We start from the raw sequence: 19,299 nt of genomic DNA, 5'->3' as shown, positions 1-19,299 counted from the left end.
AAAGCCCGGCTGCACAGGCAGCCGGGCTTGTATGAACACCCGATAAGAGGGCGATCAGCGTTGCAGAGATTGTTGCAGCGCCACTTTGAGCTCCTGCTCAGCTTGCGCGATCACTTTCTCGGCTTTTTCCCTTTGCGCCCGCCCCTCTTTAACTCGGGACAAGGTGTTGTTGAGCGTTTCGATGGTCAGTTGATTGACCGCCTGCAGTGATTCCACATCCAGAATACCGCGCTGGTAGTTTTCGGCGATCTGTTCTTCCAATACTTTCAAGCGTTCCGCGTTCTTCACGTATTGCTTGTTGGTATAGTCTTTCACCGCACGTGTTACCGTCAGCGCCTTTTCCTTTTCATAATTGGAAATGGCGATCAGGAACTGACGTTTCCACAACGGGAAGGTGTTGTGAACGATATCCTGAATATCTTCCATCAACATCTTATTGCCTTCCTGTGACAGACGGATCTGAGGCGCAGTCTGAACCGCGGCAAGCCGGGTCAACTCCAGATTGTGGATCCGTTTTTCCAGCCGCGCGACCGCTTGCGTGGCATCACGATACTTCTGTGCATCCAGTGCATCACCGCTTTGTTCAGACATGGTCAACAGTTCCGGCAAGAGCTGTGTGTTGAGCTGTTGCAGCTTGTATTTTCCGGCCGCAATAAACTGCTCCAACCCACGCAACAACTCCAGGTTATTGTCGTACAACCCGTCCAGTTGCGTGATGTCGTGTGCCAGTTTTACTTCCTGAGCTTCCAGTTGCTGGGACAAAGTCTCCAGTTGCTGTTTCACCGATTCAAAACTGCGTGAGAATTTTTTGAACGAATCAAACAACTCACCGATCAGTGGCAGCTTCGCCAGGAAACTGTTCCCATTTAGCTGGTCAAACGCGGCGCTGTCCATGGATTCGACCATCGACTGGAGGATCTCACCCGCATCACCGGTATCCCTGACTCGCACTTGATCCAACACGTTGTCCGAAAAGGCCGTGATCTTCTCCAGCGCTTCCTTGCCAAAGGTGATGGTCGCCACCGAATCAAACGGATCAAAACTGTCAGACAGAGCCACCACTTCAGGGCTCACTTCCGGCAATGGCTCAGTCGGGGCGGTTGGCTGAGTTTGCGGATTGGTTATCGTATTCATGCCAGCTCTCCTTAGGTTGGCTCGTGACAGGGAAAACGCTGCCACAAGTCTTCAAACTGCCGTGCAAACGCGGTCAGGAAGCGGCGATCGTCCGTCAGTGTGATGTCTTCCTGATTGTAACGTGATGCACTGCGTGTCCAGTTAAAACTGCCGTTAAGCAGACGTGCGCCGTCAAACAAAGCAAACTTATGATGCATGTGGTACGAGGTGGTGTCGATCTTGACATCAATACCTTTGCGTGCGAGATAGTCAATGTCACTGCCCGCATCATTGATTTTGTCGTTGTCCGTGATCACCCGAACTTTAACACCGCGTTCGTGCGCCGCTACAATGTGCTTGGTCAGCTCATCATCCGCAATAGTAAACACACAGATGTCAACGCGATTACGGGCCTGACGCAATTGCTCAATGATCCCGGCGGCACATGCACGGCCCGGAGAAAACCAACTGGTCGCCACTTCTGCCGCCTCGTCAGTGCGGGTATTGTCGAGCACTTTCACCACTCGCTCCAACCAGCGCACCACCGCTTGCGCATCCATGCCATCTTCAATGCTTTTCTGTGCCAGTTTAAAGCTTTGATTGCGTAGGTAAGCACGATCATCATCAGACAAACCGGCGGCAACCAGACTCGATTGCAGCTCACGTCGCTCGTGATCATCCAGACGACCATCTTCCAGCGACGCCGTCAGCCAGTCGAGCCATTGTTGTTGGTTCATTGTGTTTTCTCCCGTTGTTTTGGCTGAGCAAATCGTGCCACATGCTGGTTGAGCATCGCCAGTTGCTGCACGACCTGACCTGCACGGTCGCTGTCATCGCCCATCATTTGTTTGCGTTGATACGCCAGTTTAATTTCTTGCCAGCGCGCCTGCTGTTCCTGGGTCAGGTTACCGCGCAGTTCTGCCAGCTTGAGCAGGTTCTCTTCCGTCCCGTTGGCCAACGTCTGCGCTTCGCCCTGGTAGTGGTCCTGCAGTAACGTATTGAGCTCCTCTTCGGTCATCACCGACGAGATCTTCTCAGCCAGCTTATTCATGTTGCGGTAGGATCCCTGCAACTTGAACGGTGGTTCCACCCGGTATTCATCTGCTGTCGCCGCAGACAGAATGTACTGCTGATTGACCTTGAGCACGGTTTGCTGCACCTGCATCAGTTTCTGTAACGTGGCGACAATCTCATTGGCTTCGGTGGACGAGTAGGAATACGACATGTCACTCAGCGCAATACCCTCGCCCTGTGCCATTTGCACAAAACGGTACAGATCGTTGAGATCACGGGTGGCCAGTGGTGCCAGTACCGGGTTCGACGTCAACGAGTTTTCAATAAAGCTCAGTTCGAACGCGTACTGCTGATCCGACAACATGTCACCGAGGTTATAAATGTCCGCACGGTTCGCCAGCATGTCCGGAATACGGAACGCTTCACCGCTTTCGGTGTAAGGGTTACCCGCCATCACCACCGCGAATTTTTTACCACGCATGTCATAGGTTTTGGTCTTACCTTGCCAGGTACCTTCAATCCGTCGGGTACCGTCACACAACGAGATAAACTTCTGCAGCAATTCTGGATTGGTGTGCTGAATATCGTCGAGATACAACAGGACGTTATTGCCCATTTCAAACGCCAGATTGATCTTCTCAATTTCACGCGCAGAGTTTTGATCCGGTGCATCGGCGGGGTCCAACGACGTGACCTGATGACCAATCGACGGGCCATTGATCTTCATGAACACCAAACCCAGTTTGTGTGCCACGTATTCGATCAATGTGGTCTTACCGTAACCCGGCGGCGATATCAGTAACAGCATTCCCATTAAGTCTGTGCGTTTCTTATCACCCACCGTGCCCATCTGCTTGGCGAAGTTATCCCCGATCAGATGCAGGTAGCTGTCGCTGATCAGTTTGTTACGCACAAACGAGGTCAGCGGGCGTGGTTTAAACTCACTCAGACGGAACTGATCTTTTGCCTGATTCAACAGCGCGGTACGCTGGCTCAAATAAGCGTCGAACTGCGGCACCACTACGCTGCGGTGGTGTTCACCGCGCTGAATGAAGTCATCCAGAACCAGTGTCAGTTTGCCTTCTTTCACCCGTTCATGCTCACCCAGCAAGCCGTCCACCGAACAGGCGAGAGAGAAATCAACGCTGCTGAGCAGACGCTGCGAATGGGTTTTGCATACCGCAATCGCTGCGGCTTCCACCACAAAAGCTTGCCCATACTGCTTGTGTTCGGTGTACGCCGCCAGCCATTGCTGGTGGTCGGCAAACGCCTCATTCAACGGATGGTCATCGCCATTCCAGCCAAGGCTGCGACGGTATTGCAGATAGTCTTCACACAGTTCAAACGCATCCTGACTGACGTCGATTTGCACATCAGGCACCGCCAGCAAGCGGATCAGGTACTCGCTGCTCTCAAGTGCGGCATGACCGGATATGGTGTCTGCCAGCGCTTGTTGAAGTTGCACAAACGCCTGCGAGGAGTTGAGGTGCTCTTTCAGCATCTGGGCATTTTTAGCCTGCTGAGTCCAGCTATCCAGCACCTCTTGCGTTTGGGCCATCAACCACAGTAACGCGTGGGCGCGAGCGGCCTGACTAAACCGCAACAGCCCGGCTTGCTCAAACGTCGGCAGCACACGTTGCAGAATCAAAGCCGCATCGTGATCGTGAATCCCTTTGACGTAGCCTTCTTTGTAGCGTGGCGCTGCAAAGCTTTGCACCTGTGACAGCAGTTGTTTCTCGCGGTTGGCTCGATAGAGCCTCTCCAACGACAGATCGTCCTGCTTATTGATGGCACTGTTTAGCATCAGGTAGGCGAGGTATTCGCCTCGGTACACCGACTCACTTTCCGACGACACATCCAAGCGTGCAATTTGCTGTAAAGACAAAAACGCGTCATCGACAATCGGCTGATAAAAATCGGTCCCGGAAATGTGCGTGCACAACTGTTTGTTGTGCTCCACCAGACTGAGATCCAGGGCCTGCTGATTGACACTGAATTTGTGTCGGCCAAGACGCAGCACCTTGCCGCCATCTTCGAAAATATCCTGATTGTCACGCAGCGCACGCAGCGATTGATCCTGCAGTGACTTCATCCGCGCGTCCAGGCTGTCGGCTTTGACGCTGTCACCCAGATCACGAATCGACTGAGACAACTGGTGCAGCTTTAACACCATGGCATCGGTGGCGAAGTAACTGTTGAGCGAAGACACCTCGTCAAAACGCGATACCCGCTTTTCGATGCTGCTCATCGTAACGTTGGCGGCCTGCAGCAGGTTCTGTACCCGGCGCTGCTGCGCGGCGATCAATTGCTGCTTGTGGTTGTCGAGTGTCGACTGAATTTCGTCCCGTTTGGCGTAGATTTCCGCCAGAAACTGATCGAAGTCAGCAAAACGCGATTCCAGCTTATCGAGTTGCCCCACCAGTTTCGCCAGTTGCGTATCACATTCGTCTGGTGTGTCCGCTTGCTCCATCGCGCTGCTGACCGACTGACCCAGCAGTTTGAACTGAGCACTGAACTCTGCCTGGGCTTCGTGACTTTGCAGGCTCTGGGTCTTATTACGCAAGCGAGCAGACACGGCATTGAGCAGCGATGACACTTCGGTGGTCATATCCAGAATACGGGTTGACTGAGTCGGGTCATCGGTTTCAATTTCCGTGACCTCTTCCGTCACCAGTTGCAGGTCTGCACGCAATGTGTCGACCTGTGCCTGCAACTCCTGAATATCAGCTGTTTTACTCACGTCCACCAAAGCCGCTTCAATATCCTGAATCTGCTGCTTAAATGGCTGATACGCTTTTTCTTCCTGCAACAGCGCCAGCAGTTGGTGATTGAGCTGTTCGCGGTTCGCTTGCAGTGTCTCCAGCATCGTATCGACGCTGGCCGCATCCATGTAATGTTGCTGGCGCAGTGCCATGGTGGTGCCCACCTGGGCCTTCACATCGGATAGCAGGCTGAGCAGCACATTGGCCTGCTCTTTCGGTGCCAGCTTAATTTTGGCGATCAGATCTCTGACAGCTTGTTGATGCTCACCCAAACTCTCTGTCGCGTGCTTTTGCATCTGCAGGACTTTGGCAAACTCATCAATGATTTTGTTTGCTGTGTCCATCAGACTGTTGATCACCTCCCCCATACCCAGGGCGTAACCGTGATTGAGCCAGTGATAGTGATCCAGTGTGCTCTGACACTCTTTCAGCAGGACTTCAAAAGCGGCCTGGGTCACGTCCTCTGTCTGCGCGAGCTGGCAAATCGACAATACCGACGAGAGTGCACGCACCAGTTCAGCATTGCCAAGATTAAACAGCGGGCTGGAACCATCCGCACTGGCGTTTTGCGCGGCGTAATGTTCCGGCGTCGAGAACGGGGTGTCCCAGATACGCAGGGGATGGATGGTGGACGCTTCTGCGTTTTCCGACAACTGGAACACCAGCATACGGCCATCCGGGTAGAGACTGAAACCGTGGCTTTCCAGCGGCGCGGCGAATTGTTTCTCAATCATGTTGTAGGTGAAGCCAACGTAGTGACCATCCAACATATTGAAAAAGAAGTAGATCAGATCTTCCCCGTTAGGCGAGGCGATCTTCTGGAAAAACTTCAAATGCTGCCAGGGCATGTCAAACAGCTTACTTTCGCCGTTCGCCAACACATAACCATGAGAAAACAGCACGCCGTGATCTTCCGGCAGCGCTTTGATGCTGTGCCGCAGCGCATCCGCCCGGGTTACGGTTTGATTGATAGGGTTATAGATAAAGTAACGTGAATCTTTTTCGCGGTTCGGCTTGATTTTCAGTGCGATCAGGTCGCCGATAAAGGCGTACTCAATCAGGGCATCGGCCACGCTCTGGTGTGGATCTTCGACTTCTTCGCGGTAGATGCCTTTGCCATCATCGGTGTTGTCCTCGATCTTGATGGTCAGATCACCTCCGACACATTCGACGAACAACTTGTCGCGGATCGACACATGAGGGTGCGTTCCCAGAACATGGTCTTCACGTGTGGTGGTGATCCACTGCACATCGTGCTGCTGCACACTTTCAAGGTGCTGATTGCCCAACGCATCCAGATACTCGACCGAGTTAGCATTGAGCTGGAAACGGAACACCTTGCGGTCTTCGACCCGCATACCAATCTGAAATACGATATAGAGCACGCTTTCCTGACGCGAGATTTGCGTCAGCTTAGCGTCGCTGTAGTACGTAAAAAGTTCGGTGAATTCGTGCAGGAAACGGGGATCGGTCAGGAAGCTGTTTTCCAGTGGCAACGGCTCGATGCGGAACGTGCCATCTTGTTCATGCAGTTGGTATAAACCAAACACATCTTGTAGCGAAGGCGCCGCTTTGAGGCCAAGGTGAACCTGATAACCGAACAGGAGTTGTTGATTGACCTGCGCCATATCGATAGGGATCGAGCGCGCTTCCGTCTGAACATTCGCCTTACCGACCAGTTGGCTCTCACGGCCGCCAAAAATGGCCTGACGATTCTGATTGAAAGTCTGAGAAAGGGTTTTGAGCTGTTTACCTTGCTGAAATAAACGGGATTTCAGTATTTCGTACGCCCCACCCTCGCTCACTGCTTGTTGAGTTGTTTCGGACATGCAATTACCTAATCGATCCCGCCTCTCATCGGGCGGGATCATGTGGGATTATCGACGTAGTTTATTGATTGGTGTCAGCAGACGTGTTCAGAGTTGCCTGAATTTTCTTCAGCAGCTCCGTCGCCCCGCCCTGAGAGTTCAACAAACCAGCCAGCGCGACGTTACTCAGGTCGCTGCTCTTCAGGTCTGTGTTCTCCAGGATGTCTTTGATGTCTTGCGGCATGCTGCGCTGACCATCAACGTACTCAGACACTAGTGGATTCAGTACTTTAGATTCGGCAAATTTAGCGTCCACTGCGGCCGCATCCATGATAGTACGGCGAATTTGCTCCATACCTTCACCACCGAACAGTTTGATATCAGCTTGAGCCAGGGCTTGTGCCAGGGCTTTCGCATTTTCACTGACCACGGCTTTCTGCGCATCGATACGCGCGATTTCCAGCTCTTTATCCTGTTGCAGTTGCATCACCCACTTATCGTGTTCACGCGTGTGCTCGTCGTATTGCTGCGCAGCCTCAAAGCGCGCAGTCTGAGCTTCCGCTTCCGCCAAACCTTTCGCACGCAGAGCCTGAGCTTCCGCTTCACCGGCGGTTTGCAGTGTGTACGCCTCGGCTTCACCCACTTCACGAATCGCCAATGCACGTTCACGTTCGACTTCCACTTCCGCTAGGCCAGTCGAGCTGATCATCTCTTTCTCGGCCTTGGCCATACGCTCTTTCGCCGCCGCTTCACGCTCTTTCGACACGTAATCCGCTTCCGCACGTTTGGTTGTGACGATCTGCTCCGCTTCCGCTTCGCGTGTCTTCACAGCCAGCGCATTTTCAGCGTCACGGGTACGAATCTTCAGTTCAGCGTCATTTTCAATCAGCAGACGCTCGGCTTTTTCACGCGCCGCTTCTTTCTCGGCACGGGCCGCCACCAGCAACTCAAGCTGTTTAGCTTCTGCCAGCGCTTCCGCTTCCGTCAGCGTCACACGCTTTTGACGGTTAACCTGTTCATGCACACGCAGGTTTTCCGTCTCTTCTTCTTCGCGAGCGATCTTGCGTTCGATTTCAACCCGCTGAGAACGCGTTTCTGCCACCGATTTCAGTGATTCTTCAATGGTGGTTTCTTTTTGCATTTCACGTTCAGCCACTTCCGTGGCGGTGCGGACTTTCTCAGTCTCTACCGAACGAGTCAGTTCTTCTTGCTGAATCGCAACTTGACGCTGGTTCGCGATGCGCGTCATTTCGACTTCCATCTCTACGCTTTCACGTCGTTTCGACACTTCTTCTTCGGTTTCCAGCTTCGCCAGTTGAGTAACGCGTTCATACTCTTCGCGTTTTTCTGCCGCCAGCGCTTCTTCTTGCGCTTTGATGATTTCAATTTCACGTCGAGTGCGGGCTACACTTTCCTGCTCCTGTTTGTCCAGTTGCAGTCGATTGGCTTCCGCTTCGACATTTTTCTTCTTCATCGTGGTCCGCTCATCCTGACGGATGGCGTTGGTTTCAGTATTCTTCTGCGCAGTAATCATCGATATTTTACGGATACCTTCCACGTCCAGAATGTTGTCTGCACTGTGCGCATCCAGCGAAGTCTGGTCGACTTTGTCGATCACCACATCGTAGATTTTAAACCCGTCCATCTCACTGCCAATCACTTCGACCACGGCGTCACGGAATGCACGGCGGTTCGTCAGCAGCTCTTCAAATTCAAACTGTTTCACTGCTGTTTTCAGCGCTTCAGAGAACTTAGGCTGGAAGTGTTCTTTCAGGCGGTCGATGTTTGACGCTTCGTGAGCCGTAAACAGCTTCGCCACACGGATGATGTCTTCTTCTTCATGGTTCACACCAATGTAGAAATCCACTTTCAGGTCAGCACGAATATTGTCGCGACAATGCAGACCTTCGTACTCTTCCCCTTCCTGATCTTTCCGGCCACTGCGGACAACAGAAATTTTCTTGCGGGTAATGTCCATGTATTCGTGTTGGTTGATCACCGGCCAGACAAAGGTACCCGTCAGAGACGCACGCGTGGCGTGCAATCCGTTGACGATCAGTGCGTCACCTTCACCTCGAACTTTCTTATATCTCGACGTCAAAAAAATTAAAATCAGTAAAAAAATACCGACTCCAGCACTAATAAAAATTACGCTTGGAGAAATTTGCATAGCCAACTCCTTATGCTTGGATATCTTTAGCCACTATATAGTGATTTGTTGTTTTATCTTGGGATACGATGACGACTTCATCGCCATATTCTATTGATAACTCAGATTCAGACGCACGAGCATCAAGTAAGAATTCACTGCCATTGTGGTGTACCATGACTTCACCACGCTGTTGATTCACCGTACCGCTGTGAACACGGCCTTTTAAGCCAATGAAATCAACTTTGGCAAAACTTTTCTTTTTATCAAATAACGGTGCCAGAGGCTTCAGTAGCCAGGCCGCAATAAACAATGCCAGATAAGCGTTGACTGGAATCGTCACCGCCTTGACAAATCCAAACCCGATTATTTGCGGTAATAACGTCAATCCCTGGCTCACATAAAATGACAGGATGGTTGCGACAAAGAAGCTCACACACAGCACGATCATAATCGGTACCTGGGTCAAAATCGGCGGCAGGAACAAACCGGCGCCCGGGATATTGTCCAGATCAAACGCTTCCATATCCGGAGCGACGCTTTCCACGACGTTGAAGATCAGATCGACCAGCATAATCGCCAGGAACAGCAGAAAAGGCACAAAAAACACATTGGTTGGAAACGCCAACAACAAGTCCAACATCTCATTTATCGTCATATTTATTAACTCTTTTATAAATTTATAATTGTTATTTTTATAAATACCAAATAAGTATTTTCGGCATTATATAATGGAAAACAAAAATTACATTTAATTTATTGATTTATGTTTCTGAACTAATTTAAAGAAATAAAATTTAATATCACGATTTTGTACCATCTCGCAAAAGATCATACATTTGAAAAAACTAATATAAGACCATTCCTGTAGCAAAACGCTAAAATAAAACCTAACGAAGTCAGAATTATAAATTTCGGTTATGACTTACTTGTCTTACGAATAAGAATATTCCTGCTTACATTGCATAAAATTGACATCTCAAACAACAACGTTATTAACAAAAATGTATTTAAAGGCAATAACAAAATAAAAAATGGCGTTATTCGCATCAAGAGCCAACAGACATGGAGGAGGGTGGAGTACACGGAATGAGAGTTACGTATGAGAGGCAACAAAAAACCGAGCCTAAGAGACTCGGTTTATGCTACGTGTTTATTCGTCAGGGTATTGCCTTTGCTGGCGTGAACGATCGGCTTTCGCCTGCCAATGTTCATTCGGATCGTAAGACTCATCGCACAAGTCGATAGTAAATCCCATCTCTTTAACTTCTTTTAGCGTCAGATTGTCTGCCAGATGAGTAACTTCACCCGTTTTATTCCGCAGTTCCATGTTGCCTCCTCAGGTCCTCTAACCACTGGTCTACTCACTGTTCACAGTGAAAGTATAGTGAAGATTCATCAAACCACGGCGCAACCAGAGCACAAAACTCCGGCCACCACAATAAGCATATGATTGCGTATTATTTTTCTTATCTCAGTTAAAACAATTGTTCTATTTTCCGGCATACTGCGTCCGCTAACCGATGGCTGGCCACATTACGTTCGGCCACCTTATGAGGCAAACGCCCTTGTTCCACCACCCTGATCCAGTCGTGAATCATCGCTTCGAAGCCCTTACTGGTTAGCATCGGCGTCCAATCCGGCAACATCAACCTGCATTCCTGCCCCTGACGCCAGTCTCTGCCTGCAACGAACGAATCAAAGCGTACACCGCGATTGAGGTAATCGGCCGAGACCGTTTCAGTGGTCATACCGAACTGACGATTCATCGAAGCGTGCAGTAATGTCTCCCCCGCTTGCCATTGCACATCAAGGCGCCCAAGCTGATGGCCCTGCTTTTGCCAGGTGATGTGAACATCTTCAAGGCCGTCTCTGGCGTCGAGATTGACGCTGTCGAGCGGATGAATAAAATCGTCGAAAATGAACGTGCGCACATCGCCTGGCTGCGCATGGCGGTGTTTTTCCCAGCGCAACGCCAGCAGCTCACCGCACTGGTGATGCCCCAGTTCGGGCACATGTTGATTGAACAACGGAATGTGACGGCGGTTAAAACCGACATACAATGGCTGGTTAACTTTTCCGGCCAGTTGATAGAGCGACTCCACCTCCTCTGCACTGTCTGCGAGCGGCTTATCCACGAACGTTGGAATGCCCTGTTCGAGGAAAAATGCGGCGATTTCAACGTGCACCTGAGTCGCGGCATGGATCATTACTGCATCCACTTGCATGTTAAGCAACGTCCGATAATCCTGACAATATTCGTTTACCCTATAGCGCTGCGCCAGTTGGGTCAGAGTCTTGAGGTTGCGGGTGCAAAACACCAATTCGATCCCTTCTAACTGCGCCATGACGGGTAGATATGCTTTCTGGGCAATATCGCCCAGACCGATGATTCCTATTTTCATGCTGATCCTTTCACTGCCTGTGCGGTGGCGTTGTCTGCGCAGAATTGCGGCAGCCCCATCCGATATGAGATAACCTTAACATAATCCGCAACGAGGTAAGGCAGCATGAATCATCTCAATATGGATTTTTCGCAACGAGTGGTCATCCACACGACACAACAGATCTGGCAGTCCAGTCCAGCACCCGGAGTGTGGCGTAAACCACTGGAGCGCGAGGCCCGGGAATCCGGCCACACGACGAGTGTGGTGCGCTACGATCCTGGCTGCACATTTCGTCCCCATCCACACCCCTTAGGGGAAGAAATTCTGGTTCTTAAAGGTGTGTTTTCCGATGAACACGGTGATTATCCGGCCGGCAGTTATCTGCGCAATCCCCCCGGTAGCCAACACGCCCCATTTAGTCAGGAAGGCTGTGTAATTCTGGTCAAACTCAATCAGTTCAGTCAAGACGATCTGTCGGAGGTGCGTATCGCGACCAACAACGTCCCCTGGCAAACCAATTCAGAGGGGATTCAGGAGCGATCACTGCATGAGTTCGACGATGAACACGTTCGATTGCTCAAACTGAATGCGGGCGAGCAATGTTGTCCGGCCAATGGCGGTGGTGAAGAAATCCTGGTGCTGAGCGGTACGTTAAACGATGAATTCGGGGCATACCCGTCAGGTTGTTGGATTCGCAATCCACAAGGCAACGCGCACCATCTGTTCGTCAAACAGGAAACCGTCATCTGGTGCAAAACCGGTCACCTTGCCCCGCGCTGATGCCGCATGCTCCGCACCCGTTATGACCACAAAAACATGCCTGAAATCGATGGGCCGCTCTCACTTCGTTGGACAGCTTACCTGTGCGGCGTTCTCTGCCGATAAAGCATTCATAATGATGATTTATAGCGATAAATTATAGACAGAATCCAGAATAAGAAACCTGTAATTAACAATAAAATCCCATAAGTATCAAAAATTTATTTTGAGCCATTGCAATAATTGCAAAAAAATCCCTGCTTTATTCAAGGATATGATCAGCGTCAACACGACCTACCTCTAAAGGGCTACACTTTGTGATGCAATGTGTAAATCTGTTAGAAGATATTAAAAACTATGTCTATAAAAAAACGTTATATCGCACTGATCGCGGCCGTCGGTATTGGTATCGGCTGGCTGACACTAGGGGGTTCGGCGGCGGTGATGCACTACACCTCCAGTACCGAATTTTGTCTTTCCTGCCACTCAATGGAAATACCGTATAAGGAGTACCAGGGTTCTGTTCACTTCAGCAATGCCAAGGGGATTCGCGCAGAGTGTGCCGACTGTCACATTCCAACCGACCCAATGAGTTATCTGGTGACCAAGATCCGCGCCACCAAAGACATCTACCATGAGTTTGTCACTGGTAAGATCGATACAGCGGAGAAATACGAAACACACCGCAAAGAACTGGCCGAAATGGTGTGGGACCAATTCCGTGCCAACGACTCCGCCACCTGCCGCTCTTGTCACGATTTCGGTGCCATGGAGCAATATGAACAATCCCGTGATGCGGCGAAAATGCACGAATACGCCGTGGCCAACAATCAAACCTGTATTGACTGTCACAAAGGCGTAGCTCACTTTGCTCCGGAAGCTCAGCTCGACAGTAAAGCCTTCGATACCCTGATAGGCTTTACCAAGCAAACAGCCCCGGGTGCGACCACAGTTTATCCCGCCACGACGATTGCGATGGGCGATCTTGGTACCATCAACCCCACCACCAAACTGGACGTAGTTAAAGCCGATGGTGATAACCGCACAGTGACCTTAAATGCCTACCAGATGAAAGGAGCCGAACAGGTTCTGTATATGGGTGAAGGACAGCGCTCCATCGTCGCCACCCTGACCGATGCTGGGCAAAAAGCGTTGCAAGCGGGGGACTTCCAAGCCGACGCTTACGGGAATGAATGGCGTGAAGTCGCCCTGACCGCCAACATTACTGAGCCGGTTCTGGATACCTTAGATCCAATATGGCAATACGCGGAAGAGCTGGACAATGTTTACTGTTCAACGTGTCACGCCAAAATCCCGGCCAATCACTTCACGGTGAATGCCTGGGGTCCGGTTGCGAAGAGTATGGGGGAACGGACGGATATTACCGACCAGAACCTGGAAATTCTCACCAAGTTCTTCCAGCACCACGCGAAAGATGTGGTAGGTCACTAAGGAATATGAAGGATAAAACTATGACTGATATCTCTCGTCGCGGCTTTCTTAAAGGTACCGGAATGACCGCAGCAGGTGCGCTGGCGTTCACGTCATTCTCCCCTGTTTCACTGGCCGCTTCCCAACAACGCGGATCTGGTGTTCTGACCGCAGGCCGCATGGGGCCGATGCTGTGTGAAGTCAAAGATGGCAAACTGGTGTCCACCACCAATGCGCTGGCACAAACCGTTCCAAACAGCCTGCAAAGCACCGGGCCGGACCAGGTCTACACCAAAGCGCGAGTCAAATACCCGATGGTGCGCAAAGGATTTTTGGCCAACCCGGCAGCCCCTCAGGGTCTGCGTGGTAAAGATGAGTTTGTCCGCGTATCTTGGGATGACGCGTACAAACTGATTCACGAACAGCACATGCGCATTCGGAAACAGTATGGTCCGTCGTCGGTTTTCGCCGGTTCTTATGGCTGGCGTTCAAGCGGTATTTTGCACAAAGCCCAAACCCTGCTGCAGCGCTACATGAGCCTGGCCGGTGGCTATTCTGGTCATCTGGGTGACTACTCAACCGGTGCGGCACAAGTGATCATGCCGCACGTGGTTGGCTCAATCGAGGTATACGAACAGCAAACCACCTACCCTGTCGTTCTGGAACACAGTGATGTCGTGGTTCTGTGGGGGCTGAACCCGATTAACACGCTGAAGATTGCCTGGACATCAACCGACTGCGCCGGATTGGAATTTTTCCACCAGTTGAAAAAGTCCGGTAAAACCGTGATTGCGATCGACCCGATTCGTTCAGAAACCGTCGAGTTTTTCGGTGACAATGCGCAGTGGGTAGCCCCGCACCCGATGACCGATGTTGCCATGATGATGGGTATTGCCCATACGCTGATCGTCCAAGGCAAACACGACAAAGCGTTTCTCGATAAATACACCGCCGGCTACGACCAGTTCGAGGCCTACCTGCTCGGGAAAGAAGATGGCGTGGAAAAAAGCGCCGAATGGGCGGCCGGCATCTGTGGTGTCCCCGCCAAGCAATTGACCGTGCTGGCCGATATCTTCAGCAAAAACCGCACAATGCTGATGGCCGGCTGGGGAATGCAGCGCCAGCAATACGGTGAGCAGCGCCATTGGATGTTAGTGACACTGGCCGCCATGCTGGGTCAGATCGGTCTGCCTGGAGGTGGATTTGGTTTCTCTTACCACTACTCCAACGGCGGCAACCCCGCACGCGACGCTGGCGTTTTGCCCGCCATTTCAGCCTCGATCGGCGGCGGCTCGTCGGCCGGGAATGATTGGGCGGTGTCTGGGGCAGTGCAAAGCTTCCCGGTGGCGCGTATTGTCGAAGCACTGGAGAATCCGGGTGCCCCATACCAGCACAACGGACATGAACTGGTCTTTCCGGATATCAAAATGATCTGGTGGGCAGGCGGTGCCAACTTCACCCATCACCAGGACACCAACCGCCTGATCAACGCCTGGCAAAAGCCTGAGCTAATCGTCATTTCAGAGCCTTACTGGACGGCGGCCGCGAAACATGCCGATGTTGTGTTGCCGATCACCACCACGTTTGAACGTAATGACCTGACCATGACGGGTGACTACAGCAACCAGCATCTGGTGCCAATGAAACAAGTGGTCGAGCCGCAGGGCCAAGCGCGCAACGATTTCGATGTGTTCGCTGACATGGCTGAGCTGATCAAACCGGGTGGCTACGAAGTCTTTACCGAAGGAAAAACGGAAATGGAGTGGCTGTATGGTTTCTACAAAGCGGCACAGCAAAGCGGACGCGGAGCCCGGGTCGCCATGCCGAATTTCAGCCAGTTCTGGCAAGAGAATCAGCTGATCGAAATGAAGTGGAACGAGAAAAATGCCCAGTTCGTGCGATATGCAGACTTCCGTGAGAATCCGATACTTAATCCACTTGGCACGCCTAGCGGTAAAATTGAGATCTACTCGAAAACCATCGAAGGATTCGGCCTCAAAGACTGCCCTCCACATCCAACTTGGCTGGAGCCGACTGAATACACCGGCAACGCCCAACCGGATGAATTGCAGTTGATGACAGCACACGCGGCGGATCGCCTTCACAGCCAGTTCAACTACGCTAAGCTGCGCGATGACTACGCGATTGCCAACCGGGAGCCGATCTGGATTCATCCGCACGATGCCGAGGCACGCGGAATCAAAACCGGCGATCTGGTGCGCGCATTCAATAGCCGTGGTCAGGTACTGGTCGGTGCTCAGATAACAGACCGCATCAAACAGGGCTCCGTTTGTATCCACGAAGGCGGCTGGCCAGATCTGGATCAGCAGACAGGGATCTGTAAAAACGGCGGTGCGAACGTGCTGACACTCGACATCCCGACATCACGCCTGGCCAACGGCTGCGCTGCCAACTCAGCCCTGGTACGGATTGAGAAGTACACCGGACCAGAGTTAGAGCTGACGGCTTTCATACCACCAAAAAACGGATAAATCAGTACGTTCAAAGCCGGCGCAACGTCGGCTTTTTTATTGTCCCAACCAGATTAATGACCAATCACGTGATTATTCCGCTTACCTTTATGAGCCAGATCTTATATCGCACATTCCCTTAAAATAAACAGGGTTAATCACCCTACACTCTTGTCGTTGCCTTTCTCGATAACACAACAGGAGTTCATTATGACTCTGACCGTACTCGATCAATTCGCTCATCAAAAAGACTTATATCCCCACCACACAGCGCTGGTCACCTCCCAGCACACTTTAAGCTATCAGCAACTGGACCAACTCAGCGACAAACTGTGCGGGCTGATCCAGCATCAGGGCGTTAAGCCGAACGATCTCGTGCCACTGATCGCTCACCGCGACGCTGAACTGATCATCGGCGTGCTGGCCATTCTCAAAGCCGGCGCTGCCTATGTCCCGATTGACGCACGCTATCCGGACAAAAGGGTGCAGACGATCCTCGACCAGATCGACGCACCACTGATCTTAACCAGTCGCAGCGATATCCTGCCAGACGACACCGATAAGCCGCTCATTGCCATCAACACGCTGGATAAATTGCCTCACTATACTCGTAAGACCACTACGGTTTCTGCGTCGATGACAGCGTACGTGATTTTCACTTCCGGCACCACTGGTGCACCAAAAGGCGTAATGATTTCCCACGCCTCGTTGTGGAATCTGATCCACTGCCACAATCAACGCTTCGCCATGTCTTGTGCCAGCCGATCGTCGTTAATGGCCGGGATCAGCTTTGATGTCGCTCAGTGGGAACTATGGTCTCCGCTGTGCTGTGGGGCTACGCTCTGTCTGCCTGATGACGATATCCGGCTCGATCCCCATGCGCTGCTGGAGAACTTTGCTCACCATCAGCTAACCCATGCGTTTGTGCCAACCGTGATGGTACCGGAGGTGCTCGCCGCACCGCAGCCGGACAATCTCAACCTGCAATATCTGTTTACCGCCGGCGAGAAACTCAGTCCGGTAGACTTACAAGGCATCCCATATACCCTGGTCGACTACTACGGACCAACCGAAACCACAATCTTCACCACCTGTCATCTGGTGGAATGTCGTCGCCGCAATCAGCCAGCCAGCATCGGCTACCCTGTCGCCGGAGCACGTCTGTTTGTCCTTGATGAACGACAGCAACCGGTCGCACGGGGCCAAGCCGGAGAACTCTACATCACCGGCCCCGGCGTGGCACAGGGTTACCTCAACGCACCTGAACTCAATCAGAGCAAATTCGTCCGCCTGCCAACATTATGCCAGGAAGTGCTGTTTCGCAGCGGCGACCGGGTGATTGAGCTCAACAACGGTCAATATCAGTATCTGGGCCGACTGGACGATCAGATTAAAATCCGAGGTAACCGGATTGAACTGGCTGAGCTGAACCGCGTGGTCCAAGAACTGCCGGAGATCACCCATGTGGCAACACGGGTGATTCACCCAGAATCTGCCCATTCGAAACGCATTGCGACCTTTGTCATCAGTCAGGAAGAGCCTGACAACCTTAAAACCAAGCTGCGTCAGCACCTGAAAACGTTACTACCGGACTATTTTCAACCCAACTTCATCGAAGTGCTGACCCATTTCCCCTTAACGGAGAATGGTAAAGTGGACCTGAATCGGTTAACGCAAGATCTTGAAACCCGCCTTGCCGCAGAGGTTATGACCCCGTCGGAAGCGCTCACTGACACACAGGCTGCTATAGCGGCCGTATGGTCAGAGTTACTGGGGGTAAATGATATTCGCCCTCAGAATGCGTTTTTTGATGTTGGTGGGGACTCGTTGTTGGCCGTCAGCATGATCACTCAAGTCAGCCGTCGGTTGGGCATCAAAACGTACGTCCGGGATGTGTACGAGTACCCCTCGCTCAACGCCCTGGCAGCCGCTCTGGAAACCCGACGTCATGCGCAGCCATCCGATCTGGATCGCGAACCTTCTCAGGTGCTACAGCAAGATATTCAATTGCCATCAGGATGGAAAATTTCAGCACCATGCAACGACCATCAGTTGTCAGCACCACAACTGATTCTGCTGACCGGCGCGACCGGTTTTGTCGGGGCTCATTTATTGGCCGAGTTACTCCGCACAACAAATGCGAATATCTGTTGCTTGGTGCGGGGACGCTCACCAGAACATGCCGGACAACGTCTTCTGGATGTCCTGAAACGCTACCGAATTGGGTTGTCAGAACATCAACTGGAACGCATCCAACCGCTGGCGGGTAACATCGCGGATACGCATCTGGGATTGCTGGACGCCACTTACGACGCGCTGTGTCAACAAGTCGATGTGATTTACCACAGCGCCAGTGCCGTCAATTTTATTCAGCCCTATTCCTACATGCGACGTGACAACGTTCAGGGGCTGCAACAAATCATCGCCTTTGCTGCAGAGCACAAAACCAAACCTTTGGTGCTGCTCTCAACCATTTCGGTTTACAGCTGGGGACAACGGTTTACCGGCAAACGCGTCATGTACGAGCACGATGATATTGATCAGAACTTAGCGGCGGTCAGCGCCGACATCGGCTACGTGCGCAGCAAATGGGTAATGGAGAAAATCGCGGATCAGGCGGCCCACTCGGGTTTGCCCGTGATGACCTTTCGCCTCGGTTACGCGACGTGCCACAGCCAAACCGGGGTCAGCGCCAACTATCAGTGGTGGGGGCGCCTAGTTGAAACTTGTCTGCAGACCGGCTCAGCGCCGCAGCTGAGAGACCTTTACGAAGGGCTGACCACGGTCGATTACATGACTCAGGCTATCGCCTACATCAGCCGTAACCCTAAAGCACTGGGGTTGAAGTTCAATCTCATTCATCAACACAGCAACAACCTCTCGCTTGAAGCGTTCTTTCAGCGATTGAATAACAGCTTTGATCTGTCATTGAAAAGTATGCCCTACCCTGAGTGGCGTGCCCAATGGGAGCAGGATAGCAACGCGCCACTATACCCGCTGCTCAGCTTGTTTAAAGACAATGTGGTGGACGGACTCTCCACGGTCGAGCTCTATCAGGATACGTATATTTTTGATAACCAGAACACCGCTCGTTTTCTTCGTGGCAGCACCATTGAGGAGCCCGTGTTTGATAAAGCGATGCTGGCACGGTATCTGGAGGCTTCCTTCGGCTATCGACCGCTCAACGCATAACCGAGCGGGGGGACGAAAAAGGCGCTGAATACTCAGCGCCTTTTCTTAAAGGAATGTAACGTCCTAAATAAGGTTGACACTTTCCAACCCCAAAATTGGAGAGTGTTATGAAATCAACCACTAAAAGAACTCAGCGCGATTACTCCCTCGCTTTTAAACTCACCGTAGTGGATGAGGTTGAAAAAGGCAGCCTCACTTACAAACAAGCTCAAA

Annotated in this window: 11 protein-coding genes; 4 read left to right on the top strand and 7 right to left on the bottom strand. The window is 51.7% G+C overall.

The features are described from left to right. Nucleotides 1-54 precede the first annotated feature (54 nt). From VPR01S_RS21460 to VPR01S_RS21435, 7 genes are all read right to left on the bottom strand, one after another. Nucleotides 55-1,134 (bottom strand): toxic anion resistance protein, encoded by a 1,080-nt coding sequence (locus tag VPR01S_RS21460; RefSeq protein ID WP_021707465.1) that lies wholly within the window; start codon nucleotides 1,132-1,134, stop codon nucleotides 55-57. Between the two features lie 11 nt (nucleotides 1,135-1,145). Beyond that, nucleotides 1,146-1,850 (bottom strand): phospholipase D-like domain-containing protein, encoded by a 705-nt coding sequence (locus tag VPR01S_RS21455; RefSeq protein ID WP_021707464.1) that lies wholly within the window; start codon nucleotides 1,848-1,850, stop codon nucleotides 1,146-1,148. Continuing rightward, entirely contained in the window at nucleotides 1,847-6,718 is a 4,872-nt protein-coding gene (locus VPR01S_RS21450; protein ID WP_021707463.1) for a DNA repair ATPase, read from the bottom strand. Before VPR01S_RS21450 ends, VPR01S_RS21455 begins: the two co-directional genes overlap by 4 nt. A gap of 61 nt (nucleotides 6,719-6,779) precedes the next feature. Next, entirely contained in the window at nucleotides 6,780-8,867 is a 2,088-nt protein-coding gene (locus VPR01S_RS21445; protein ID WP_021707462.1) for a flotillin family protein, read from the bottom strand. Nucleotides 8,868-8,877: 10 nt separating this feature from the next. Next, the gene (locus tag VPR01S_RS21440) at nucleotides 8,878-9,504 is read right to left on the bottom strand and encodes a DUF1449 family protein (RefSeq protein ID WP_021707461.1); all 627 of its coding nucleotides are present in this window, start codon (nucleotides 9,502-9,504) and stop codon (nucleotides 8,878-8,880) included. A 495-nt stretch (nucleotides 9,505-9,999) separates the two neighbouring features. Next, entirely contained in the window at nucleotides 10,000-10,176 is a 177-nt protein-coding gene (locus VPR01S_RS22900; RefSeq protein ID WP_021707460.1) for a hypothetical protein, read from the bottom strand. 148 nt (nucleotides 10,177-10,324) lie between these two features. Continuing rightward, a complete protein-coding gene (locus VPR01S_RS21435; protein ID WP_021707459.1) occupies nucleotides 10,325-11,251 on the bottom strand; it encodes a Gfo/Idh/MocA family protein in 927 nt (308 codons plus the stop codon). A 105-nt stretch (nucleotides 11,252-11,356) separates the two neighbouring features. Here VPR01S_RS21435 and VPR01S_RS21430 point away from each other — a divergent pair, with 105 nt between their 5' ends. From VPR01S_RS21430 to VPR01S_RS21415, 4 genes are all read left to right on the top strand, one after another. Then, nucleotides 11,357-12,013: a cupin domain-containing protein gene (locus VPR01S_RS21430; protein WP_021707458.1), complete on the top strand. Its 657-nt coding sequence runs from the start codon at nucleotides 11,357-11,359 to the stop codon at nucleotides 12,011-12,013. Nucleotides 12,014-12,349: 336 nt separating this feature from the next. Then, entirely contained in the window at nucleotides 12,350-13,444 is a 1,095-nt protein-coding gene (locus VPR01S_RS21425) for a NapC/NirT family cytochrome c (RefSeq protein WP_021707457.1), read from the top strand. A gap of 20 nt (nucleotides 13,445-13,464) precedes the next feature. After that, a complete protein-coding gene (locus tag VPR01S_RS21420; protein ID WP_021707456.1) occupies nucleotides 13,465-15,915 on the top strand; it encodes a trimethylamine-N-oxide reductase 2 in 2,451 nt (816 codons plus the stop codon). A gap of 189 nt (nucleotides 15,916-16,104) precedes the next feature. Continuing rightward, the gene (locus VPR01S_RS21415; RefSeq protein WP_021707455.1) at nucleotides 16,105-19,086 is read left to right on the top strand and encodes an amino acid adenylation domain-containing protein; all 2,982 of its coding nucleotides are present in this window, start codon (nucleotides 16,105-16,107) and stop codon (nucleotides 19,084-19,086) included. Nucleotides 19,087-19,299 lie beyond the last annotated feature (213 nt).

It is taken from the genome of Vibrio proteolyticus NBRC 13287 (genome assembly GCF_000467125.1).
In the GTDB taxonomy this organism is placed as follows: domain Bacteria; phylum Pseudomonadota; class Gammaproteobacteria; order Enterobacterales; family Vibrionaceae; genus Vibrio; species Vibrio proteolyticus.
The sequence above is the reverse complement of the archived record's forward strand: the minus strand, read 5'-3'. Positions and strand labels throughout refer to the sequence as shown.

What these genes read in the sequence shown, in the direction of transcription:
- VPR01S_RS21460 (WP_021707465.1), bottom strand. Translation starts at nt 1,134, where the DNA reads ATGAATACGATAACCAATCCGCAAACTCAGCCAACCGCCCCGACTGAG.
- VPR01S_RS21455 (WP_021707464.1), bottom strand. Translation starts at nt 1,850, where the DNA reads ATGAACCAACAACAATGGCTCGACTGGCTGACGGCGTCGCTGGAAGAT.
- VPR01S_RS21450 (WP_021707463.1), bottom strand. Translation starts at nt 6,718, where the DNA reads ATGTCCGAAACAACTCAACAAGCAGTGAGCGAGGGTGGGGCGTACGAA.
- VPR01S_RS21445 (WP_021707462.1), bottom strand. Translation starts at nt 8,867, where the DNA reads ATGCAAATTTCTCCAAGCGTAATTTTTATTAGTGCTGGAGTCGGTATT.
- VPR01S_RS21440 (WP_021707461.1), bottom strand. Translation starts at nt 9,504, where the DNA reads ATGACGATAAATGAGATGTTGGACTTGTTGTTGGCGTTTCCAACCAAT.
- VPR01S_RS22900 (WP_021707460.1), bottom strand. Translation starts at nt 10,176, where the DNA reads ATGGAACTGCGGAATAAAACGGGTGAAGTTACTCATCTGGCAGACAAT.
- VPR01S_RS21435 (WP_021707459.1), bottom strand. Translation starts at nt 11,251, where the DNA reads ATGAAAATAGGAATCATCGGTCTGGGCGATATTGCCCAGAAAGCATAT.
- VPR01S_RS21430 (WP_021707458.1), top strand. Translation starts at nt 11,357, where the DNA reads ATGAATCATCTCAATATGGATTTTTCGCAACGAGTGGTCATCCACACG.
- VPR01S_RS21425 (WP_021707457.1), top strand. Translation starts at nt 12,350, where the DNA reads ATGTCTATAAAAAAACGTTATATCGCACTGATCGCGGCCGTCGGTATT.
- VPR01S_RS21420 (WP_021707456.1), top strand. Translation starts at nt 13,465, where the DNA reads ATGACTGATATCTCTCGTCGCGGCTTTCTTAAAGGTACCGGAATGACC.
- VPR01S_RS21415 (WP_021707455.1), top strand. Translation starts at nt 16,105, where the DNA reads ATGACTCTGACCGTACTCGATCAATTCGCTCATCAAAAAGACTTATAT.